This window comes from Chryseobacterium lacus (assembly GCF_003336205.1).
GTDB lineage: Bacteria > Bacteroidota > Bacteroidia > Flavobacteriales > Weeksellaceae > Chryseobacterium_A > Chryseobacterium_A lacus.
In genome coordinates, this window is sequence record NZ_QPIE01000002.1 from 97,332 (window position 1) to 117,679 (window position 20,348).

Annotated in this window: 17 protein-coding genes; 7 read left to right on the top strand and 10 right to left on the bottom strand. The window is 41.4% G+C overall.

Annotated features, from left to right (window positions below; all coding sequences use genetic code 11):
• Positions 1-243 precede the first annotated feature (243 nt).
• A complete protein-coding gene (locus DQ356_RS02495; RefSeq protein WP_114302898.1) occupies positions 244-2,601 on the bottom strand; it encodes a polyribonucleotide nucleotidyltransferase in 2,358 nt (785 codons plus the stop codon).
• A 167-nt stretch (positions 2,602-2,768) separates the two neighbouring features.
• Here DQ356_RS02495 and DQ356_RS02500 point away from each other — a divergent pair, with 167 nt between their 5' ends.
• Together DQ356_RS02500 and DQ356_RS02505 are read left to right on the top strand one after the other, a co-directional pair.
• On the top strand, positions 2,769-3,119 hold the full coding sequence (locus DQ356_RS02500) for a DUF4260 domain-containing protein (protein WP_114302899.1): 351 nt from the start codon (positions 2,769-2,771) through the stop codon (positions 3,117-3,119).
• A gap of 98 nt (positions 3,120-3,217) precedes the next feature.
• Complete coding sequence (locus DQ356_RS02505; protein WP_114302900.1) at positions 3,218-3,463, top strand: GlsB/YeaQ/YmgE family stress response membrane protein; 246 nt, start codon at positions 3,218-3,220, stop codon at positions 3,461-3,463.
• A 46-nt stretch (positions 3,464-3,509) separates the two neighbouring features.
• Here the strand turns inward: DQ356_RS02505 and DQ356_RS02510 are convergent, their stop codons facing one another.
• Entirely contained in the window at positions 3,510-4,529 is a 1,020-nt protein-coding gene (locus DQ356_RS02510; RefSeq protein WP_114302901.1) for a lysylphosphatidylglycerol synthase transmembrane domain-containing protein, read from the bottom strand.
• A gap of 5 nt (positions 4,530-4,534) precedes the next feature.
• On the bottom strand, positions 4,535-4,885 hold the full coding sequence (gene panD / locus DQ356_RS02515) for an aspartate 1-decarboxylase (protein ID WP_114302902.1): 351 nt from the start codon (positions 4,883-4,885) through the stop codon (positions 4,535-4,537).
• 403 nt (positions 4,886-5,288) lie between these two features.
• Between panD and DQ356_RS02520 the strand changes: the two genes are divergently transcribed.
• A complete protein-coding gene (locus DQ356_RS02520; RefSeq protein WP_114302903.1) occupies positions 5,289-5,585 on the top strand; it encodes an HU family DNA-binding protein in 297 nt (98 codons plus the stop codon).
• A gap of 139 nt (positions 5,586-5,724) precedes the next feature.
• On the opposite strand, the gene pdxH is transcribed toward DQ356_RS02520, so the two are convergent.
• Positions 5,725-6,369 carry a pyridoxamine 5'-phosphate oxidase gene (gene pdxH / locus DQ356_RS02525; RefSeq protein ID WP_114302904.1) on the bottom strand — a complete coding sequence of 215 codons (645 nt, stop codon included), beginning with the start codon at positions 6,367-6,369 and terminating at the stop codon, positions 5,725-5,727.
• A 36-nt stretch (positions 6,370-6,405) separates the two neighbouring features.
• Here pdxH and DQ356_RS02530 point away from each other — a divergent pair, with 36 nt between their 5' ends.
• Positions 6,406-6,954, top strand: coding sequence for a YqgE/AlgH family protein (locus DQ356_RS02530; protein WP_114302905.1), 549 nt, complete (start codon positions 6,406-6,408; stop codon positions 6,952-6,954).
• Positions 6,955-7,085: 131 nt separating this feature from the next.
• Here the strand turns inward: DQ356_RS02530 and DQ356_RS02535 are convergent, their stop codons facing one another.
• From DQ356_RS02535 to DQ356_RS02550, 4 genes are all read right to left on the bottom strand, one after another.
• A complete protein-coding gene (locus tag DQ356_RS02535; RefSeq protein WP_114302906.1) occupies positions 7,086-7,895 on the bottom strand; it encodes an aminotransferase class IV in 810 nt (269 codons plus the stop codon).
• A gap of 72 nt (positions 7,896-7,967) precedes the next feature.
• The gene (locus DQ356_RS02540) at positions 7,968-8,354 is read right to left on the bottom strand and encodes an START-like domain-containing protein (RefSeq protein WP_114302907.1); all 387 of its coding nucleotides are present in this window, start codon (positions 8,352-8,354) and stop codon (positions 7,968-7,970) included.
• A gap of 75 nt (positions 8,355-8,429) precedes the next feature.
• Positions 8,430-9,605, bottom strand: a complete 1,176-nt coding sequence (locus tag DQ356_RS02545) for an aspartate aminotransferase family protein (RefSeq protein ID WP_114302908.1) — start codon at positions 9,603-9,605, stop codon at positions 8,430-8,432.
• A 66-nt stretch (positions 9,606-9,671) separates the two neighbouring features.
• Positions 9,672-11,006 (bottom strand): AAA family ATPase, encoded by a 1,335-nt coding sequence (locus tag DQ356_RS02550; RefSeq protein ID WP_114302909.1) that lies wholly within the window; start codon positions 11,004-11,006, stop codon positions 9,672-9,674.
• Positions 11,007-11,257: 251 nt separating this feature from the next.
• Between DQ356_RS02550 and alaS the strand changes: the two genes are divergently transcribed.
• The gene (gene alaS, locus DQ356_RS02555) at positions 11,258-13,915 is read left to right on the top strand and encodes an alanine--tRNA ligase (protein ID WP_114302910.1); all 2,658 of its coding nucleotides are present in this window, start codon (positions 11,258-11,260) and stop codon (positions 13,913-13,915) included.
• Positions 13,916-14,066: 151 nt separating this feature from the next.
• Positions 14,067-16,520, top strand: a complete 2,454-nt coding sequence (locus DQ356_RS02560; RefSeq protein ID WP_126723222.1) for a DUF5686 family protein — start codon at positions 14,067-14,069, stop codon at positions 16,518-16,520.
• Here the strand turns inward: DQ356_RS02560 and DQ356_RS02565 are convergent.
• On the bottom strand, positions 16,517-19,084 hold the full coding sequence (locus DQ356_RS02565) for a DUF5686 family protein (RefSeq protein ID WP_114302912.1): 2,568 nt from the start codon (positions 19,082-19,084) through the stop codon (positions 16,517-16,519). The genes DQ356_RS02560 and DQ356_RS02565 overlap by 4 nt on opposite strands.
• 109 nt (positions 19,085-19,193) lie before the next feature.
• On the opposite strand from DQ356_RS02565, the gene DQ356_RS02570 reads away from it, so the two are divergent.
• Positions 19,194-19,427, top strand: coding sequence for a hypothetical protein (locus DQ356_RS02570; protein WP_114303138.1), 234 nt, complete (start codon positions 19,194-19,196; stop codon positions 19,425-19,427).
• Between the two features lie 12 nt (positions 19,428-19,439).
• Here the strand turns inward: DQ356_RS02570 and folP are convergent, their stop codons facing one another.
• Positions 19,440-20,294: a dihydropteroate synthase gene (folP, locus tag DQ356_RS02575; RefSeq protein WP_228420605.1), complete on the bottom strand. Its 855-nt coding sequence runs from the start codon at positions 20,292-20,294 to the stop codon at positions 19,440-19,442.
• Between the last annotated feature and the right edge of the window lie 54 nt (positions 20,295-20,348).

Sequence of the window (20,348 nt, forward strand, 5' to 3'; positions counted from 1 at the left end):
GGGAAGTCTATGCGCCCCGAAGTCTCTCGGATACTGGGACACAAATTACATTCTCTACTGCGAGTTCCACAACAAAAAAGAGCTGTGCAACTCTCAGAACAGGACATAACGATGCAGATCACCGCAGTACCCGAATCACAGATCCCTCAATACTGCCGACATCACCCACGGACTCCGTAGGAGTCAAATGTGCATAAAAAAAACCACCGAAGTTCGGTGGTTTCACTATCTAAAGTCCTTTAATTAGAATCCTTCCGGCTTCTCGTCAATCGGGTTTTCTCCTTCGTTCAATGGTTTGAAGGTATCTTCGCCGGCTGGCCTTTCATCGGTTCTCCCGCTGTGTGAAGGACGGTTGTTTCCGCCTTGTCTGCGGTCGCCGTTTTCTCTTCTGTCACCTCCACCTCTTCTGTCTCCACCTTCTCTTCTATCCCCTCTTGGCGGACGGCTGTCGCGGTTTTCGCGTCGCTCTCCTTCTTTTCCTTCTTCTCTTGGCGGTCTTGGTAGGAGTACTTTTCTCGAAAGTTTCATCTTCTTGCGGTCATCAAAACCTAAGAATTTCACTTCCACTTCATCGCCTTCTGAATATGGTACTTTGTCGGTACGCTTCCAGTCGATTTCTGAAATATGCAACAGTCCTTCTGTCCCTTTCGCAATCGCTACAAAAGCTCCGAAGTCCATTACTTTCACTACTTTTCCATTGTATACTTCACCAACCACTGGTACGAAAGTGATTTCGTTGATGGCTGCTATGGTAGCGTTGATGTTTTCTCTGTTCACACCGGAAATCTCGATTCTTCCGATTTCGCCAATCTCCTCGATCGCGATAACAGTATCGAAATCTTTTTGCATCTGCTGGATAATTTTTCCTCCAGGCCCGATGATGGCTCCTATGAAGTCTTTCGGAACTTCCAGTACTTCCATTTTCGGCGCGTGTGGTTTTACATCTGCTCTCGGCGCATCGATGGTCTTCAGCATTTCGCCAAGGATATGAAGACGACCTTCTCTCGCTTGTTTCAGTGCAGTTTCCATAATGTCCATAGAAAGTCCCTGGATCTTGATATCCATCTGGCAGGCGGTGATACCGTCGGCTGTTCCGGTTACTTTAAAGTCCATATCGCCAAGGTGATCTTCGTCTCCAAGGATATCAGAAAGTACAGTAAACTTACCTGATTCAGGATCTGTTACCAATCCCATTGCAATTCCGGAAACCGGTTTTGTTATCTGGACACCTGCATCCATCAGAGCCAGTGTTCCTGCACAAACCGTTGCCATTGAAGATGAACCGTTAGATTCTAAAATATCGGAAACGATACGGATCGTGTAAGGGTTTTCTGCAGGAATAATTTTGGAAAGTGCGCGCTGTGCTAGGTTACCGTGACCAACTTCTCTTCTTGATGTTCCTCTTAAAGGTCTTGCCTCACCCGTTGAAAACGGCGGGAAGTTATAGTGAAGGAAGAATTTCTCGTCGTAATTAATCGCAACTGAATCTACCATGTTGGCATCTTTAACTGAACCTAAAGTTACTGCTGTTAAAGACTGAGTTTCACCTCTTGTAAACACGGCAGAACCGTGAGCACCCGGCAGATAATCGATTTCTGACCAGATCGGGCGGATGGTTTCCGGTGTACGGCCGTCCAGACGTATCTTTTCGTTCAGAATCATCTGACGCATTGCCTCTTTTTCCACATCATGAAAGTAGATCTTCGCGAAAGGCTCCACTGTTTCCACTTCTTCTTCTGAATATTGAGCTAAGAACTCCTCAAGAACTGCCTTGAAGTTTTCATGTCTTTCTTCTTTTGCCGATGGTGTTTTGGCCACCTCGTAAACTTTATCGAAAGTTTCTTTCCACACCTTCTCACGAATTTCCTCGTCATGTGTTTCGTGGCTGTATTCTCTTTTTGGCAAGGACTTGCCTACTCTTTCAGCAAGTCTTTCCTGAGCTTCCACCTGAACTTTAATTTCTTCGTGGCCGAATTTTATTGCTTCAATCATTTCCTCTTCGGTAATCTCGTCCATCACACCTTCAACCATTACGATAGAATCTTTGGTAGCACCTACAAGGATATTCAGGTCAGCTTTTTCCAGGTTTTCTCTGCTTGGGTTTATCACCAACTGCCCATCGATTCTGGCTACTGTCACTTCAGACATAGGACCGTTGAAAGGGATGTCGGTAATGGCGATGGCAGCAGAAGCGGCTAATCCAGCCAATGCTTCAGGCATACATTCTTTATCATAAGAAATCAGGGAAATCATCACCTGAACCTCAGCATGGAAATCATCCGGGAAAAGCGGGCGCAATACCCGGTCTACCAGTCTCATTGTTAAAATTTCCTCGTCAGATGGTCTTGCCTCTCTTCTGAAAAAGTTTCCGGGAATCTTACCGCCTGAATAGAATTTCTCTCTGTAATCTACGGTAAGCGGAAGGAAATCCACACCCGGGCTAGCATCTTTATTGGCTACAACGGTGGCTAGAAGCATCGTTCCGCCCATTCTTACTACTACAGATCCGTTGGCCTGCTTTGCCAGTTTCCCTGTCTCAATGGTAATCTCTCTACCATCCTTTAATTGAATTTTTTCAATAATTGCTTGTGGAGCATTCATAAAATTTGTTCGTCTTGGCACTCCGTATTGAGTGCGGTTAAATATTTAATCTTTTTAAATTTCGAGGGCAAAGATACATTTTTTGACCGGAAAACGATGTTACATTTTTGAAGAACAGCACTGTAACATTCCAAACCGGGAAGAATACTCATTAGAAAAATATTTACATGAAAACAATTTTACGTCTTGAGTATTTGATGCTTTTTTTTGCTGGATTATGGATGTTTTCCGAAACAGAATTCACGTGGTGGTGGTTTCCGGCATTATTTTTTGTTCCTGATATTTCTATGTTGGGATATCTTTTCGGAACTAAAACAGGAGCTGTCTGTTACAACGTGTTTCATCATTTTGGAACAGCAATTTTTTGTTATATAGTCGGAAACTATATCGATTCTGATATTCTGAGTTTGGCCGGCATTATCCTTTTCTCACATACCGCCTTTGACAGAGTTTTGGTATACGGACTAAAATATCCTGATGATTTTAAAAACACTCATTTAGGAAGAATCGGGAAGTAACTTTTATGATTTACTCGCTGTTTTTCAAAATTTCCATTCCGTTTGAATGCGGCATAATAGTGGATTTACGAAGTGTATAATCACTAAAAATAAAAGTTATGGGAATTTTATGGACACTTATTATCGGAGCAATAGCGGGATGGCTGGGTTCCTTAATTTTCCGGGGTTACGGATTAGGACTTCTGGGAAATATTATTGTAGGAATCATTGGCGGATTCATCGGATATTGGCTTTTGGGGTCGCTATTCGGAACCGCAATTATCGGCCAGATTTTAACAGGTGCAGTTGGCGCAATTATCCTTCTGGCGATTATCAATTTGGTATCAGGACGGCGATTAGATTGACGTTTCTACTTTTAAAAATATAAGAGCTTTCGTGGAAAGCTTTTTTTTATTTCCTACCCGCTCGTGCCAACATGGGAATAGAAATAAATCCCATGACTACCATGATGACCAGTTGCATGGTATGAGAAATAAAGGCGTAGGCCAAACCTACTTCAGCTCCTTCTTCATACGATTTTCCCATAGCGAGAAATAAAGCGCCAATCCCGATTTTCAAAGCAAAATGAAAAGCGCCGATACCACCGCTCGCCGGAATCATCATTCCCAAAGTTCCAATGACAATGATGAAAGCGCCGTCAGCCAAAGTAAAACCGGAAGTTTCCGGAAGTGAAAAACACACGAGATAAGCTGCCAGATAATAACAAAGCCAGATGGCCAAAGAGTACAATATGAATTTTCCGGGTTCTTTCAGTTTAAAGACCGACATAATTCCCTGAAACAAGCCATCCACAACAGCATATATTTTCCGAAAAAAAACGTTTTGTTCTAAAAATTTCCTGAGGGCAAAAAAGAATACTGCACCAAAAACTCCGATTCCCAGGATCCACCACAGATTTCCCGAAGAGCTTGCCGGTTCACTATTTCCATTTACGGAAAACATCCAAAAAGCAGCTATTGCATCATATTTGAAAATAAGGGTGATGCCCAAAAATAACAACATACACAACAGATCCACTACCCTTTCCAGAATGATCGTCCCAAAAGATTTATCTACCGGAACTTTCTCTACACCATACAATGCGGTAGAGCGCGCCAGTTCGCCACTTCGGGGAATAGTGAGATTCATAAGATACCCGAAAGCAATAGTCCAGAAAGCATTGGAGTTAGAAATCCTGTATCCCATCGGTTCCAGCAAAAGGTTCCATCGCACCGCCCGAAACCAATAGGCCAAAATTCCAAAAACCATCGCTGCAGCTACCCAAAAATAGTTGGCCTTTGCAAAATAACTTTTTATTTTTTCAAATTCCAGATCACGAAAGGCAAGCCACATAAAAAAAACGGCCACTGCCAGTGAAATGACAATGGTAAGCACCTTTTTCAGGGAATTATTTTTTTTGTTATGCTTCACAACGACTAAGTGAGAAGATTGGTTTTTTCGTCGGGAAAGATAATTTTAGGTTGGAAATCTTTAGCTTCTTCAGGGGTCATTTGCGCATAAGAGATGATGATGATGATATCGTCTTTCTGAACTCTTCTTGCTGCAGGCCCATTCAGGCAGATTTCACCAGATTTTCTTTTACCTTTTATCGCATAAGTATCAAAACGTTCACCATTATTGATGTTGACAATAAACACCCGTTCGCCGACTATAATTCCCGAGGCTTCCAGAAGATCCTCATCAATGGTAATGCTTCCGATATAGTTCAGATCCGAAGAAGTAACCCTTACACGGTGAATTTTTGATTTAAAAACTTCAATTAACATAGCCGCAAATTTATTAATAAATATTGGAACTGATTCAAAAACATCAAGTTCAGCCAGTGAATTTCACTTTTTATAATCATTACATTATTATTATGTTTCGAATCTATCTGTTGCCAACCTAACAACAATAACAAAATAACTTTATGATATATTTAGAATTTGAAAATCCTCAATTCTTACGCTAAAAGAATCAAAATACAATTATATAAGTACCCACAAGGGTTCAGGGCAAAACCAACTGTTGCAAAGCCTTAGTTTTGGCGTCGGAGGTCATTATCATTTCCAAAGCAATCCCCAAATATTAATAAAATTTTCATTAATTTTTTCAAAATAATTTGCACAAATTGAATTTTGTTTTATATTTGCTCAAGACAACGAATCAACTAACTTTAATATTTAAATTATGAACAAGTCTGAATTAATTGATGCTATGGCACAGGATGCCGGAATTACAAAAGTGGCTGCAAAAGCTGCTCTGGAATCTTTTATGTCCAATGTACAGTCTACATTGCAACAAAAAGAAGGAAAAGTATCTCTGGTAGGTTTCGGAACTTTCTCTGTAGCTGAAAGAGCTGCAAGACAAGGAATCAATCCTGCTACTAAAAAACCAATTAAAATTGCTGCTAAGAAAGTGGCTAAATTTAAGCCGGGCGCAGATTTATCCAATGCTGTTGCAGGTGCGGGTGCTAAGAAAAAATAATTTTCAGATATTCTGAAAAATACGAAGAGGCGGCATAGTGCTGTCTCTTTTTTGTGTTTATTAAACAAGAACTATTGAGAAAAAAATTTTAGAGAAAATAAAAATTATCGAGATCATTGAAGTTCAAAATACGCAATCATCAGGGAGCCAGCCTTGAAATTTTCCAATCGAAATCGTGAGTAAGTTCGTACAAAATACGGTCGTGAAGGCGATTTGGGCGGCCTTGCCAGAATTCTATTTCGTAAGGTTTAGCCAAATAGCCACCCCAGTTTTCAGGACGTCCCACTTCTTTTCCGTCAAAAGCTTTTTCCAGTTCTTCCAGTTTCTTTTCCAGGAAATCCCGGTCTGGAATCACAGTGCTCTGCGGGGAAACCAAAGCTCCCAACTGACTCCCTTTCGGCCTTGATGCAAAATAACCGTCACTTAAATTCTCAGAAAGCCGCTCCATTTCTGCTTTAATAATGATTTGCCGTTCCAAAGGCGGCCAAAAAAAGTGAAGACACGCTTTGAGATTTTTCTCGATGGCTTTTCCCTTTCGGCTGTCATAATTGGTATAAAAAATGAAACCTTCCCAGGTATAGGATTTCAGCAACACCATTCTTGTTCTCGGGCAACCGTCGTTTTCCATAGTGGAGACGGACATCGCATTCGGTTCAGAAATATTTCCGTTTTCTTCAGCATCAGAAAACCAATCGCGGAACTGCTCTATCGGATTGGCCTTGACATTCGCTTCCAAAAGTTCAGATTTGCTATAAATTCTCCTTTTATCGTGCAGGTTTTCCATACTTTTTTTTACATTTGAACAAAGAAGGTGATTATTATGGATTATTCGTACAAAGGTAAAATATTAATTTCCACTCCTGACATCTCTACAGATATATTTTCGCGCTCTGTAGTTCTGATTGTAGAACACGATGAAAACGGCGCTTTCGGAATTATTCTGAATAAAAAGGAAGATACCGTCAGCCAGAGTATTTCAGAAGTTTTCGGTTTCCCAGTGGATATTTATGAAGGCGGACCTGTGGAACACAACAAGATTTTTTTTATTGTAAAAGGAACTCCGGTAACAGAACTTTATATACGTATTGATGAACAATATTATCTGACGGAAGACAGCGAAACCATCATAGAAGAAATGGTGAACAAAAGGCTGGGCACGGAGGAAGTGAAGGTGTTTTCAGGATATTCGGGCTGGACAGCGAAGCAGCTCGAAGGTGAAATTCAGAAAAAATTCTGGACGGTAGTAGAAGTGTACAATCTGGAGTATACAGCGCCTAGCACCCACCATCTGTGGAAAAATATTATGCAAAACCTGGGTGGAGAATTTCTGATTTGGGCCAATGCGCCGGAAAATATTTCGATGAACTGACGGCAATCGTAAAGGTTAAAGACGAAGAATATACTATTCCCCCACTATTTTCGTTAAAGAGAATACAACCAATAAAACCCGGCTAAATGACTTCTCGAAAGGTTGTTTACCGGGTTTGTCAAAGAAGGAAGTTATACGAGCAATGTCGCCTTCCACAGGTCTATCATTTCTGAAAATCTAGAATATCCAAAAGTTTTGTTGCGAATTTTACCTACAGGAAACACTCCTTTCTCATCTGAAATCATTAGAATTTCATCGGCCTTTTGAGTTTCAAAAGCAATCATTTCTTCCTGTTCTATTTCTGCCAGATTATTTTTATGAACAAAAGTAATAAAGCTTTCCATGAGTGGAGAAATATACGCTCCTTCAGATTGCTTCGGAACGCGAATAACATTATTGTGTAAAAGCAGCAGATTTCCAAACCTTGTTCTGGCCATTCTTTTTTGCGGATTTAGCAGGATGACATCATCTAAATCATTCTCCCGGGCATAAATTTCTGCATACACATTTTCCGGACAATGCACCCGTATGTTGCTGAGCAAATTGGTATTGACAGATATTTCCCTGATCATATCCAGTTCAATTTCCGGCTTCAGCGCCAACACATCATCCACTTCCTGAACTTCAAAATAGAATGACGTTCCCGATTTGGGCAACGGATGATCATCAGCATCCCGATAAGCCATAAAATGCACCACGGCATTCATCACACCCTGCTCTAAAACCCGTTGAACGATGAGTTCCCGAAAGAAATCGAAAGTATACTCCAAAGGAATATTCATTCTCATTTTGCGCATGGATGCCATCAGAAAAAAATAACATTCTTCGGCCAGAATCAGTTGTCCGTTTCTGATAAAAAAAGATACTTTCACTGCATCTCCAAAAAGGAAGGCACGGTTTACAGGTTCAAAATTTCCTGAAGCGTAGTATTTGTGAGCCATTTTATGAAGTTTTTAAACAATAAATGAACGATCTCTCGTCCATCATGTATTTTAAAAATGAGTTTTTCGGGTTTATGCTGCCCCAAGTTTTATTTGAAGGTTTTCGATTAGATTTTCCCAATAAAGTCGGTTTTCTTCCCGATCTTCAGGTTCGCTAAAATCAGTAATATTCAGGGAAAGATCTTCGGTTATTTCATCGATAACGATGGTCATTTCAAAGAAATTTTTGGTTCCTTCATCTTCTTCCCAACGAAAACGAACGAAGCTTTCGGGTTTGTAGCGGATCAGTGTTGCTTTTTCGGCAGGCCCTCCTCCCCAACTGAAATAGAAGTCATCTCCTTTTTCCACAACCTCATCAGCAAACCATTCCGCAAGCCCTTCTGCACTTGCCAGATATTCATATAAAATCTCTGAAAGACAGTGCATTGGGAATTCGTACTGCACTTTCTGCTTCGCCATATTGTTCACTTTTTAATGTTGCGCAATATATAAATTAATTATTGAACTATGCAACAATAGAGATATGATTTTTATCTAATCAAAATTTAGTACATCCAGAAGGATACGGCAACCTTCGCGGATTTCTTCTTCGGAAATAGTGAGCGGCGGCGAAATTCTAAGATACTCATTTCTATACAGTTGCCAAAAGACAATAAGTCCTTTGCCCATACAGTCTTTGGCGACCTTCAATGTATAGTCAGGCGAACCGAGATCTACAGCCAGCATGAGACCTTTCCCGTTGATCTTCTTAATTTTCGGATGTACAAGCAACTCCCGAAACAACCGTTCTTTCTTTGAAATTTCATTCATCAGTCCACTCGAAAGCACTTCTTTCAAGGTAGCATAACTGGCCGCTGCAATGAGTGGATTTCCTCCGAAAGTAGTGATGTGCCCCAATTTCGGAGAATGCGAAAGCGTTTCCATAATTTTCCTTGAACTCATAAAAGCACCAACAGGAACACCACCGCCCATACCTTTCCCCATCACCAGAATATCGGGAACGATTCCGTAATGCTCGAAAGCAAATAGTTTTCCGGTTCTTCCAAAACCCGGTTGTATTTCATCCAGAATCAGCAAAGCGCCGGTTTCTTCACATCTTTTCTTCAGCTTTTGAATATAAGAATGATCGGGAAGAAGAAATCCTGCAGCACCCTGAATAGTTTCCATAATGACAGCCGCTGTTTTTTCTGTAATCTTTTTCAGATCTTCCTCCGCATTGAATTCGATGAAATTCACCAAAGGTAAAAGTGGCCGGAAAGCATTTTTATGATATTCATTACCCGAAACCGAAAGCGCACCGTGGGTATTGCCGTGATAGGAATTTTTAAACGATATAATTTCTTCTCTTCCTGTGTATCTTTTTGCCAGTTTCAGCGCACCGTCTATCGCTTCTGCTCCTGAATTTACCAGATAAGTAACTTCCAGAGGTTCGGGAGTGTTTTCTGCCAGAAGCTGACATAATTTCACGGGCATTTCCTGTGCATATTCTCCATAGACCATCACATGGAGGTATTTATCTGCCTGTTCTTTTATAGCGGAAATAATTTTGGGATGAGAATGTCCCAACGTATTGGCCGAAACTCCGGCGACAAAATCCAGGTATTTTTTTTCGTCGGTTCCGTAAATGTAACTGCCTTGCGCCTTGGCGACTTCAAAACCGGCAGCAAATTGGGTAGTTTGTGCCTGATAGGCGAAGAACTCTTTTTGCATACCGCAAAATTAAGAAAAACCGCCGCATTCTTATTTATAAATGGAGAAGACCTGCAACTAAACGTATTAATTGTGATGAAAGCCGATCTGTCGTCTTGGCATTTCCACTACTTTGTAAGTTTCCAGTTCGTGTTTCAGTTTTTCTATTCTTTTGGTAAAAGCATCGTAATCATTCGCGGAAACTTCAAAAATAAATTGCTGTACCGAGTTCAGATATTCATCAGTAAGCTTAGTTGCGGCTTCGATAAGGCTGTGTTCCAGGAGAGATTTTTCGATTTTGAACTGATGCGTTTTTACTTTCAGGTAATGATTGCGGAGGCGTTTTTTCACACTTTGCGTAAAATCAATCACCATCGTATTGCTGAAAAGTTTCATCTTGGAAGAATATTCAGTCCAGAACGGTTTATGATCAGCTTCATTGTATTCCAGTATTTTCATCAGAACAGCGTCTTCTTCCAGATGATGGGTAAGATAGCGGAGAATCATTTGAGCCCTTTCATCCTGATTGGGTGGGAACACCGGGATTTTGACATCGAATCTTCCGGGTGCGAAAACTTCGCTATCCATCCCGAGAAGATTATCTGCGGCAACCACCATCAGCAGATCTTCGTTCACAAAACGATGAATACTGTGGAGAATAATATCTTTGGTATCTTCATTTTCAGTGATCTGATTCTGATTGGGCGACCGGTCTTTGGCGATTTTATGAAAGTCCTCCAAAAACAGAAGTACTTTTTTCTCCTTCATCATCGCCGTTAGAAAATCATTGAAATCTGCTTTTTTTCCGTTGATAAATGACGTTCCCAGATAAGAATTTTTCACTTCCCGAAATTCGTAGTTGATAATTTCTGCGATTTTACGAGCCCAGAAAATTTTTCCGCTTCCTTTCGGCCCGTACAGGATAATTCCGGCGGGTTTGTAAATTCCCCAATCTTTCGCCTGTTGTTCATCAATAAAGGGATTCAGCATGTCGGTAATATAAAAAAACAAATCGCGGTATCCGATGAAATCCCGTTGAGACAAAGGCGTTTTATTTCCGAAATAATCATAAACAAATTTGTAATTTCCACCCAGATCATGATCTATACCATAACTGGAGACAGACGATTTGTACATTCCGTTTTCGAAAAGATTCGGCTTTTGTTTTCTGATCAGCGCTTCTACTTTTTCAACCGGCTGATTGATTTGTTCCGCAATCTGGCTGCATGTTTTTTCCTCAGTAAGATCTTTTTCATATTTCAGGAGAAATTTTCTGTTTTCGCGGGCAAACCTCAGGAAATCATCTTTCACCTCCATATTCGGATACAGACATTCCGAAAGTTCCAGATCGAAATCCTCAATAAACTGTTTGATGCTGTAAGTAGATACGCCCAATTCCAGCGCAAGATCTGTGATTTTCATTGAATTTATTTAGAAAGATTACTTAAAGATATAAATTCTGTTGCAAAAAGTATGCGGTTTTGGTTCTCTCCCAACGTTCCTGTCATTTTAAATTTTCATTTAAAGTTTGATTTTATCAATATTGAATACCGAAATAGTGTTCAACATGCTTTTTAGATTCACGAAAAACGAATAAAATTATCACTAAATTTCCCTAAATTTGCACCTTATCTGACTTCGGCAACCGACTTCAGGCCTCAAGCAAAAAGAATATGACTTCACAACAGATCCGCCAGCAGTTTTTAGATTTTTTTGAAAGTAAAGAACACCTTATCGTCCCTTCCGCACCCATTGTGCTGAAAGATGACCCTACCCTCATGTTCTCGAACTCGGGAATGACGCAGTTCAAGGATTATTTCCTGGGTTACAAAACCCCGAAATCGCCACGGATTTCCGATACACAGAAATGCCTTAGAGTTTCGGGCAAACACAACGATCTGGACGATGTAGGACGCGATACCTATCACCACACCATGTTCGAAATGCTGGGCAACTGGTCTTTCGGAGATTATTTCAAGAAAGAAGCTATAAGCTGGGCATGGGAACTGCTGACCGAAGTGTACGGAATTCCCAAGGAGAATATTTACGTCACTATTTTTGAAGGCGATGCGTCCGAAAATCTGGAGCGCGATCAGGAAGCGTATAATTTCTGGAAAGAACATATTGACGAAAGCCGCATCATCAACGGAAATAAAAAAGACAATTTCTGGGAAATGGGCGACAGCGGGCCTTGCGGGCCTTGCTCAGAAATACACGTAGATTTGCGGACAGCCGAAGAAAAAGCACAAATCTCCGGCCTGGATCTGGTGAACAACGACCATCCTCAGGTAGTGGAAATATGGAACCTCGTTTTCATGGAGTTCAACCGGAAAGCGGATGGCAGCCTTGAGAGGCTTCCTGCACAACACGTGGACACCGGAATGGGCTTCGAGCGCCTGTGTATGGCACTTCAGGGAAAATCCTCCAACTATGACACGGATGTTTTCACACCGCTTATTGCAAAAGTAGAAGCGCTTTCAGGAAAAAAATATACCGGAATTTTAGAAGACGAAAAAGATATTGCCATCCGCGTGGTGGTAGATCATATCCGAGGAGTTTCCTTTGCTATTGCAGACGGACAACTGCCTTCCAACGGAGGTGCAGGATACGTGATCCGAAGAATTCTTAGGCGAGCTATTTCTTATTCCTATCGCTTCTTAGGAATGAAAGAACCCTTCCTTTATCAGTTGGTAGAGGTGCTGAACAACCAAATGGGCGGATTTTTCCCGGAAATCAGGAAGCAGCGTACCCTAGTTTCTGAAGTCATCAAAGAAGAAGAAAATTCATTTTTAAGAACCATTGAAACCGGCTTGGTTCGACTGGACAACATCATCAATGAAACTCTTAAAAAAGGCCAAAAGGACCTTCCCGGCGAACAGGTTTTTGAACTCTACGATACTTTCGGATTCCCCGCCGACCTTTCCAGAATTATTGCTGAAGAAAAACAGCTAACGGTGGACGAACAGGGCTTCGAAGCTGAAATGGCAAAACAGAAACAACGATCCAAAAAAGATTCGGCAGCGAAGGTGTACGACTGGGTGGTACTGGAAGAAAGACCTGAAACTTTCGTCGGATATGATCAGATGGCTGCCGAAACTTACATTACTAGATACCGCAAAATTGAAAATAAAGACGGCGAATTTTATCAGATCGTTCTTTCACAATCGCCGTTCTATCCCGAGGGCGGCGGACAAATCGGCGATACCGGTGTACTGATACCAAGCTATGCTCCACATTTCGATATTTCGCAGCCGGATATGTACAATATAAAAGACAATCCCGATGTGATTCAGGTGCTGGATACCAAAAAAGAAAACAATCTGATCGTCTCTCTGATCAACGAACTGCCGAAAGATGCAGGGGCGGTTTTCTATGCCAAAGTAGAGGCGAAAAACCGGCGGAACACCCAGGCCAATCACTCGGTGACGCATTTGCTTCACGAAGCCCTGCGCGAAGTTCTGGGAACGCACGTGGAACAGAAGGGTTCGTTTGTTGGCCCGGAATATCTGCGGTTCGATTTCTCGCATTTCTCCAAAATGACTGAGCAGGAACTGGCGTTAGTAGAAGAAAAAGTAAATGCTAAAATAAAGGAAAATATTGTGCTGGAAGAGCACCGAAGCATTCCCATTGCGGAAGCGATGGAGCGCGGAGCACTGGCGCTTTTCGGCGAAAAATACGGCGATTCCGTCCGCATGATTCAGTTCGGAACTTCCAGAGAACTTTGCGGCGGCACCCACGTGAAATCTACCGGAGAAATCGGTCATTTTAAAATCATTTCAGAATCTTCTACAGCCGCAGGAATCCGGAGAATAGAAGCCATTTCCGGAGACAAATCTGCAGAATATTTTAAAAATCTGGAAACACAACTGGCTGAACTTTCGCGGGTATTGAAATCCAAAGACTTGGCGAAATCGGTAGAAAAGTTATTGTCCGAAAATGCTGCACTGAAAGCAGAAGTGGAATCTTTGAAAAAAGAGAAAGCCCAAAGCGAAACTGCCAACTGGAAAAATGATTTTACAGAACAGAATGGCAAAAAACTTCTCGTGAAAAAAGTATCTCTGGAAGCCGGAAGCGTAAAGGACATTGTATTTCAGCTGAAAAAAGAAGTTTCGAATTCCATTACGGTGATTATTTCTGATGCCGGCGAAAAACCGATGATTACCGTGGGCGTTTCACCCGATCTGGAAGGGCAATACCACGCCGGAAACATTGTGAAAGAACTGGCCAAGGAAATCCAGGGCGGCGGCGGCGGAAATCCCGGCTTTGCCACAGCAGGCGGAAAAAACCTGGCAGGAATAGATCAAGCTGTTGCCAGAGCGATGGAGCTGTAAATTTATTTATTAGCTTAAGATGAAACTACTTTCAGTATGTGAAAAAGCTGATTTATTAGCTATGATCTGCCTCGTCCATATATTTTCCCTCAGCTCTTGCGAGCGAGGGATTTTTATTTAATTTTGATTCCTGATCGCTTATAATCTTTTTATGCAGATACGCCCGTATATAGTTCTTGTATTCATGCTGGCTTTCAGTGTGTTTCATGCGCAACAGAAAATTACTGTTGCCGACGAATATTCACAACTTCCCGTTTCCGGAGCCTCGGTGCTGTGCCAGGGAAAGCTGTTGGGGAAAACCAATACCTTGGGCGTGCTTGAATTTGAAGGCACATGCCGCGAAATCACCGTGCGCCATGAAGAGTATCAGGAAGAGCGAACCACGATGACGGAAGACCATGCCGAGGTGTTTCTGATGAAAAAAAACAGAATGGCTTCGGAAATAGAAGAAGTCGTTATCAACGATAAAAGTGATCCGAACGCTTTGTCAATTCTGAAAAAAGTAAACCAGCGTTTTCAGGAGAATTCTCCTCTTTCGCTGCCTTCGTACCGGTTCAGTTCTTTTCAGAAACTCGCTGTGGATCTGGATAAGGATTCCCTGGACATTTATAATAAGTTCATTACGGCATATCAGGATTCTTTGAAAATGAAGGAAATCCCTGTACAGACCGAGAAGCAGAAAAAAGATTCCCTGATGGAGGTTCAGTTTCAGAATGTGTTGAAAGAAAGCCAGATGTTCATGTGGGAAAGAGCCATGCAACACCTCTATTCCAAAAAGTACGGCGAGAAGGTAAATCTGCTAGACAACAGGATTTCCGGCCTGCAGCAGCCTATTTATGAACTCATCACTTTGCGATCGCATCTGAACAAAATTCCAAAGGAAGTGAACACCGACAATGAAGGGCTGTACCGCTATTACCTGACCGATAGTATTGATATTGACGGACGGGAGAACTACGTGATTCTCTTCCGGGAAAAATCTGACAAAAATGCCCAAAAGAGAAGGCGGTTCAACGGGTATATTTATATCGACCGTGACAGCTATGCGATAAAAAAGATTGAAAGAAATGCCACCAAAGCTACGGAGGGCAGCATCAGTTCCACATGGATTCCGATGTACGGCAAATGGTTTCTGAAAGAAGAAAAGATGAAAATCAATCTCGGCTATCAAAGGTATGACATCGCTAAAATTCAGGATGAAAACGGCAAAGAAAAAACTTTGAGAAAGCGGTTCGGAAACTATGCCTATCTGCACAATGAATATTTCGATTTTGAAAGCCCTGTAGAATTCCGCTCCGGCGATTTTGCGGGTTACACTTATTCGGTGCAGAACAGCGACGGCACTTCGCTGGATGAGTTCCGCAGAGATCCGCTTTCCGAACGTGAAATGAATACCTATGTGAAAATAGACAGCATCGGCCAGAAATTTAAAATTGACAGAAGAGTGGCCATCGTGACCAATTTATTGCGAGGTTACCTGAGGCTCGGGAAAGTGGATCTCGACATTATCCGCCTGTTCAGTTTCAATAATTACGAAGGTGTGCGTTTGGGCGCAGGTGCCAAACTGAATGAACATTTCCACAAGTATATTTCACCCGAAGGTTATTTTGCCTATGGCTTCAAAGACAGAAAATGGAAATTTGGAATCGCGACCGATATCCGCACCACACTGAAGAAAAACTCACTCTTCAGGATAGAATATATGGATGATGTCATCTCCACTGGAAAATTCAATCAATATTTGTGGACGACGAATATGCGGATTCAGAATGCCGGTGTAGATGTGAACAACGGACGGTATTTTTCTTCGAAACAATTCCGCCTCTCCTATGAAAACGATCTTACGAATGCCCTCACCATGAGAATCACGGCGAGAAAGCAGGAACTGGAATCGAAGTTTGAATATCAATATTTGAATTACCCTAATCATTTTCAGGATTTTGGAAGTATTCTGACCTTGAAATATTCTCCTTTTTCAAAAAATATTATGACTCCCGCAGGAAAATATACGTATGAACAGGGCTATCCGGAAGTGTATTTTAATTACGAAAAAGGGATGAAACTTCTGGGCGGTGAGTTCGATTATCACCGTCTGGATCTGTTGTATCTTCAGATTATCAAAACTACCTTAGGCACAACAGGAACGCGGATTTACGCAGGATTGCAGGAAGGAAAAGTTCCTATTTACAATACTTTTGAAATGGGCGGACTCGATCACTTTGAACATCAGAAACTCATTAATCGTGTGAATTTCACTACGTATCTGGGATTTGCTACCATGCCTTCGGCGAAATATTTTAATGACCGTTTTGTAGGCTATTATCTCACCCATCGACTTCCTTGGAACTTCAGGTTTTTAGGCAAGAAATCGTCCAGCATTGATATTCTTTACAAAGGCATCATCGGTGATTTCAAAAATATGAGCGATCATCAATTTGAGTTTGAAAAACTGGATCGTCTTTATCAGGAAATCGGGTTCGAGTATAATAATATTTTCAACACTGGATTCAATCTCGGTTTCTTTTACAGAATCGGACATTATGCCCATCCGAAATTTATTGATAATATCGGTTTCCAGATTAAACTCCAAATGCTCGGTTTCTAAAGCTTGATGTGAGCCGACAAGGTAACCCCGAATTTGGGCGGTACTCTTCCGTCCGGCAGCGGATTCAGATGCGTAAGCCTGTGAATAAAGTCTACCCGAAGAAATCTGAAGATATTAGAAACTCCGTATCCTACTTCCATATACGGTTTTCCCTGCAATCCCTGAAAATAATTGTGTCCGATGCTGTTGCCGGCCATCATTTTCGGATCCAGCGACCCGATAAGGTAATTGAAAGTAACATGATTCCGCCAGTGTAATTTCCTGATCAGCGGAAGACTGTTGGTAATAAGGCCTTCCAGATTCTGGATATATTGAAAAGACGCGTACCTGTTGCTGGTGAATTCAAAAAACCGCATCATGTTGAATGCATATTTGTTGTAAAACATGAAATCATTTCCCAAATGATTTTCCAAAAGCGGATATGGCAGTTGCCCCGGAATATAACCGCCGGTTAAGGAATATTCTCCCCTTCCGAGAATTCCCATGGGAACAGTCTGCTGCACATTCAACGTGAATTTATTATAATCAAAATCGCTGTCCAGCACACCTTTGATTCCTCGGTGATACCGGAAAGTAACGAGTGGATTGTAAATATTGTCTTTCAGGTTGAGCTGCGTGTTATTCGCCCGCTGCAAAATTCTTCTTCCCGGTCTCCAGACGGTTTCCGCTATTAATTCTGACGTTTTGTAATCATTCATTATTCCCTGTTCAGGATCGTGATAGGCAAAATCAAAAAGCGGATCGAAGGTAGCATGTTTAAAAGTTATTTTCTGCGTCAGTGAATTCAGCACATCCATTTTAAAATACGCTTGATACTGATCTTCCCAAAATGGCCGCCGCACGCTCATTTTTCCATTTTTGGTAAATGCATTGAAAATATTGTTCATTCGCACAGAAAAGTCTTCGTACTGGAATGCCACCTGTCCCAGATCGTGAGCGTAGTTCACTCCTGCCTGAATCCATGGTTCACGGGAAATAATATAATCTGCATGAACGCCGTATTTCAGTTTTTCATCTTTAAAACCATAACTCAGATATCCTCCGAAAATCCATTTTTTGCTGAAATGTTGATTGGTTTTAAATCCTGCCCTCAGCCGCAGTCCTTCCACATCATTATAACCCAAAGTGTACAGATACGGACCAATACTGATGTTCCCGACTTTATAATATCCGTTCAGCAAAACCTCGATCACATCCAGATACGTGCGCAGCGACGGAAGGTTTTTCACTTCTTTGATCATGCCGTACATTTTTTTCTCAGCTGCGGTCATCGTGCTGTGCCTGTTCTGTTCCCAATAGGCTTCATCCTCTGTTGTCGCATTTTCCAAGACCACTATTTCTTTCTCAAAAACCTCCTTATTAATGGGCTGATTGATGACCGGATCTTTAATAGAAGAATAATATTTCAGAAAAACGGCAACACTTTCTTTTCCCGGTCTGGCTGTTTCCAGAAATACTCTGGTTTTTCCCGGAAGCCAGTTGTCCTCTTCCGGAAGCCGCATCATTTCTTGCTGAATTTTCAGGGAATGGATAAAATTGATGTTGGCTGTCGGCATAATTTCCGCATCTATTCTGAAAAGCGAATACGTGCCATGATTGATGAGCATGCTGCCCATAAAAGCGAGATCAGACTCCCTTTTAGGTTTAAAATTCAGGAGATAATACCGTTCTCCGTCTATTTCGTGGTTTTTGCTGACGAGTTCATAATCATACAGCAGTTTATAGGTATCATTAATTGGTGAGACGAAATCTTTCCCCAGAATCCGGATGTTGTTGTTATAGAAATTGTATTTCACAAAAGTAGAACTGGTGAGTTGGGTAAACATGCTGCCATCTTCAATCCCGATACCTTCAATTTTAGTTTTTTTTATGATTTCTGTAGACTGATGAGGACTTTTCTGATAGTAATAATCTGAAAGGTTTTCTGAAATAAACACTGGCAACACCGGTTTGCCGTCCTCTCCGGCCACTTCTTTGGCAGTTTCCATAATGGTTTTGATGTCGCGCACCACTTTCCTTTTTTCCATTTTTTTTCCGAAATTACTGATCGAAATTTCCATCCGGTTGTAATTTTCATACGAATAGGAATCAAACTTTTCTGGATTGTTACTCGGTTTTCGTTCGATCACTTTTTCCATGATCTCAAAAGCGGGATTTTTATATTTCTTCTTTTTCTTGGTGATCACCACTTCATCAATGTGCCTTTCTCGGGTTCTTTCAGCTTTTTTGGTGTTTTTATTCTGAGCAACCTTTCTTTGAAGGGTTACGTGATGTTCGGGTTGAAAATCTTCTCTGATGAAAAAGCTTTTTCCTTCAAAACCATCCAGCGAAACCGCAAGCGAATCGGGAACAGTGTCATAAGGAATGGAGTAGAATCCATCAAAATCTGTGGAGGCAGAACGTTTGGAACCGTCGGCATAGGTAACATACACCTTGGCATATGGTAACGCCTCGCCGTTTGCGGAGTTGATAATTTTACCGGTGATTTCTTTCTGTTGTGCACTGCCAAACAGCGAGAACAAAGGAAATAATAGCAAAAATATCTTCAGTAAAAGTATTTTCATAGATTATTAGTTATGATGTAAAAATAACAAATTCACCCGATACACAATAATTTTTTAACTTTGCTCTTTAGTTTTCTTGAAAAAAGAAAATTACCATTACCATCAACTCATGAAAAACATTCAGATTACAGCCTCCCTTTTCTTTGATTTGCTGAAAACCCGCGACACTTCCATGTGGGAAATATTCTCACAAATGATCGACGGAGAAGAAAAGGAAATTGTTTTTATGGATGATGACGGCAAAGTGCTGTTCAACTATATATTGCCTGCCACACAAGCGGAACTCGCAAAAGATCAGAAAAAATTCGCGAAGGAATACGCTGAAAAACTGACGCAACAATAATAAAATTCTTACTTACTCTTTTAAGAAAGCATTCACGGTTTCTTTGGCAGCTTTCACATCGTGCACCCTCAGTATTTTTGCTCCCTGTTTCAGCACTTTATAATGCAGCTTTTGCGTCTCTTCTGAAATTTCCAATGGAGATTTTCCCAGAGGTTTGTAAATAAACGATTTGCGGGAGATCCCGATAAGCACCGGAAATTTACCGAGTCCGATGTATTCTGTTTCATCAATCATTTTGTGCTGGTCATCCACCGTTTTCCCGAAACCGAAACCTGGATCCAGAATAATATCTTTCACTCCTACTTCCAGCAGATTTTGGCTTTTTTCCAACAGAAATTTATTGATTTCCACCATAATATTCCCAAACTTCTTTTTCACATGCATTTCCTCATAAACGGGATTTACGTGCATCAGGATATACGGAAGACCGGTTTGCGATACGGTTTCAAAAAGCTTTTTATCAAACTGTCCAGCTGAAATGTCATTTACAATATCCATTCCTTCATTGTACCCAAAACGCACCGTTTCAGACCAAAAAGTATCGACAGAAATTAACGCTTCCGGAAACTCTTTTCTAAGGGAAGAAATAACTTTTCCCAACCTTCGTATTTCTTCGTTGCTGTCAATAAATTCCGCATTCGGCCTTGTAGACTGTGGCCCGATATCGATAATCTCTGCTCCTTCTGTCAGCATTTTTTCGGCATGAAGCAAAGCAGCTTTTTCGGTATTGAATTTTCCACCGTCCGAAAAAGAATCGGGAGTGAGGTTCAGAATTCCCATAATTTTCGGACGGTCGAGGTTGATGAGCCTGCCGTTGCAGTTCAGCGTGAAAGAATTGCGGTGTTCCATCGAAATGCGGTGTATCATGACACAAATGTACAGAAAAAGCAGTCATCGCACCGGAGATCCGGCCTCGGTTTC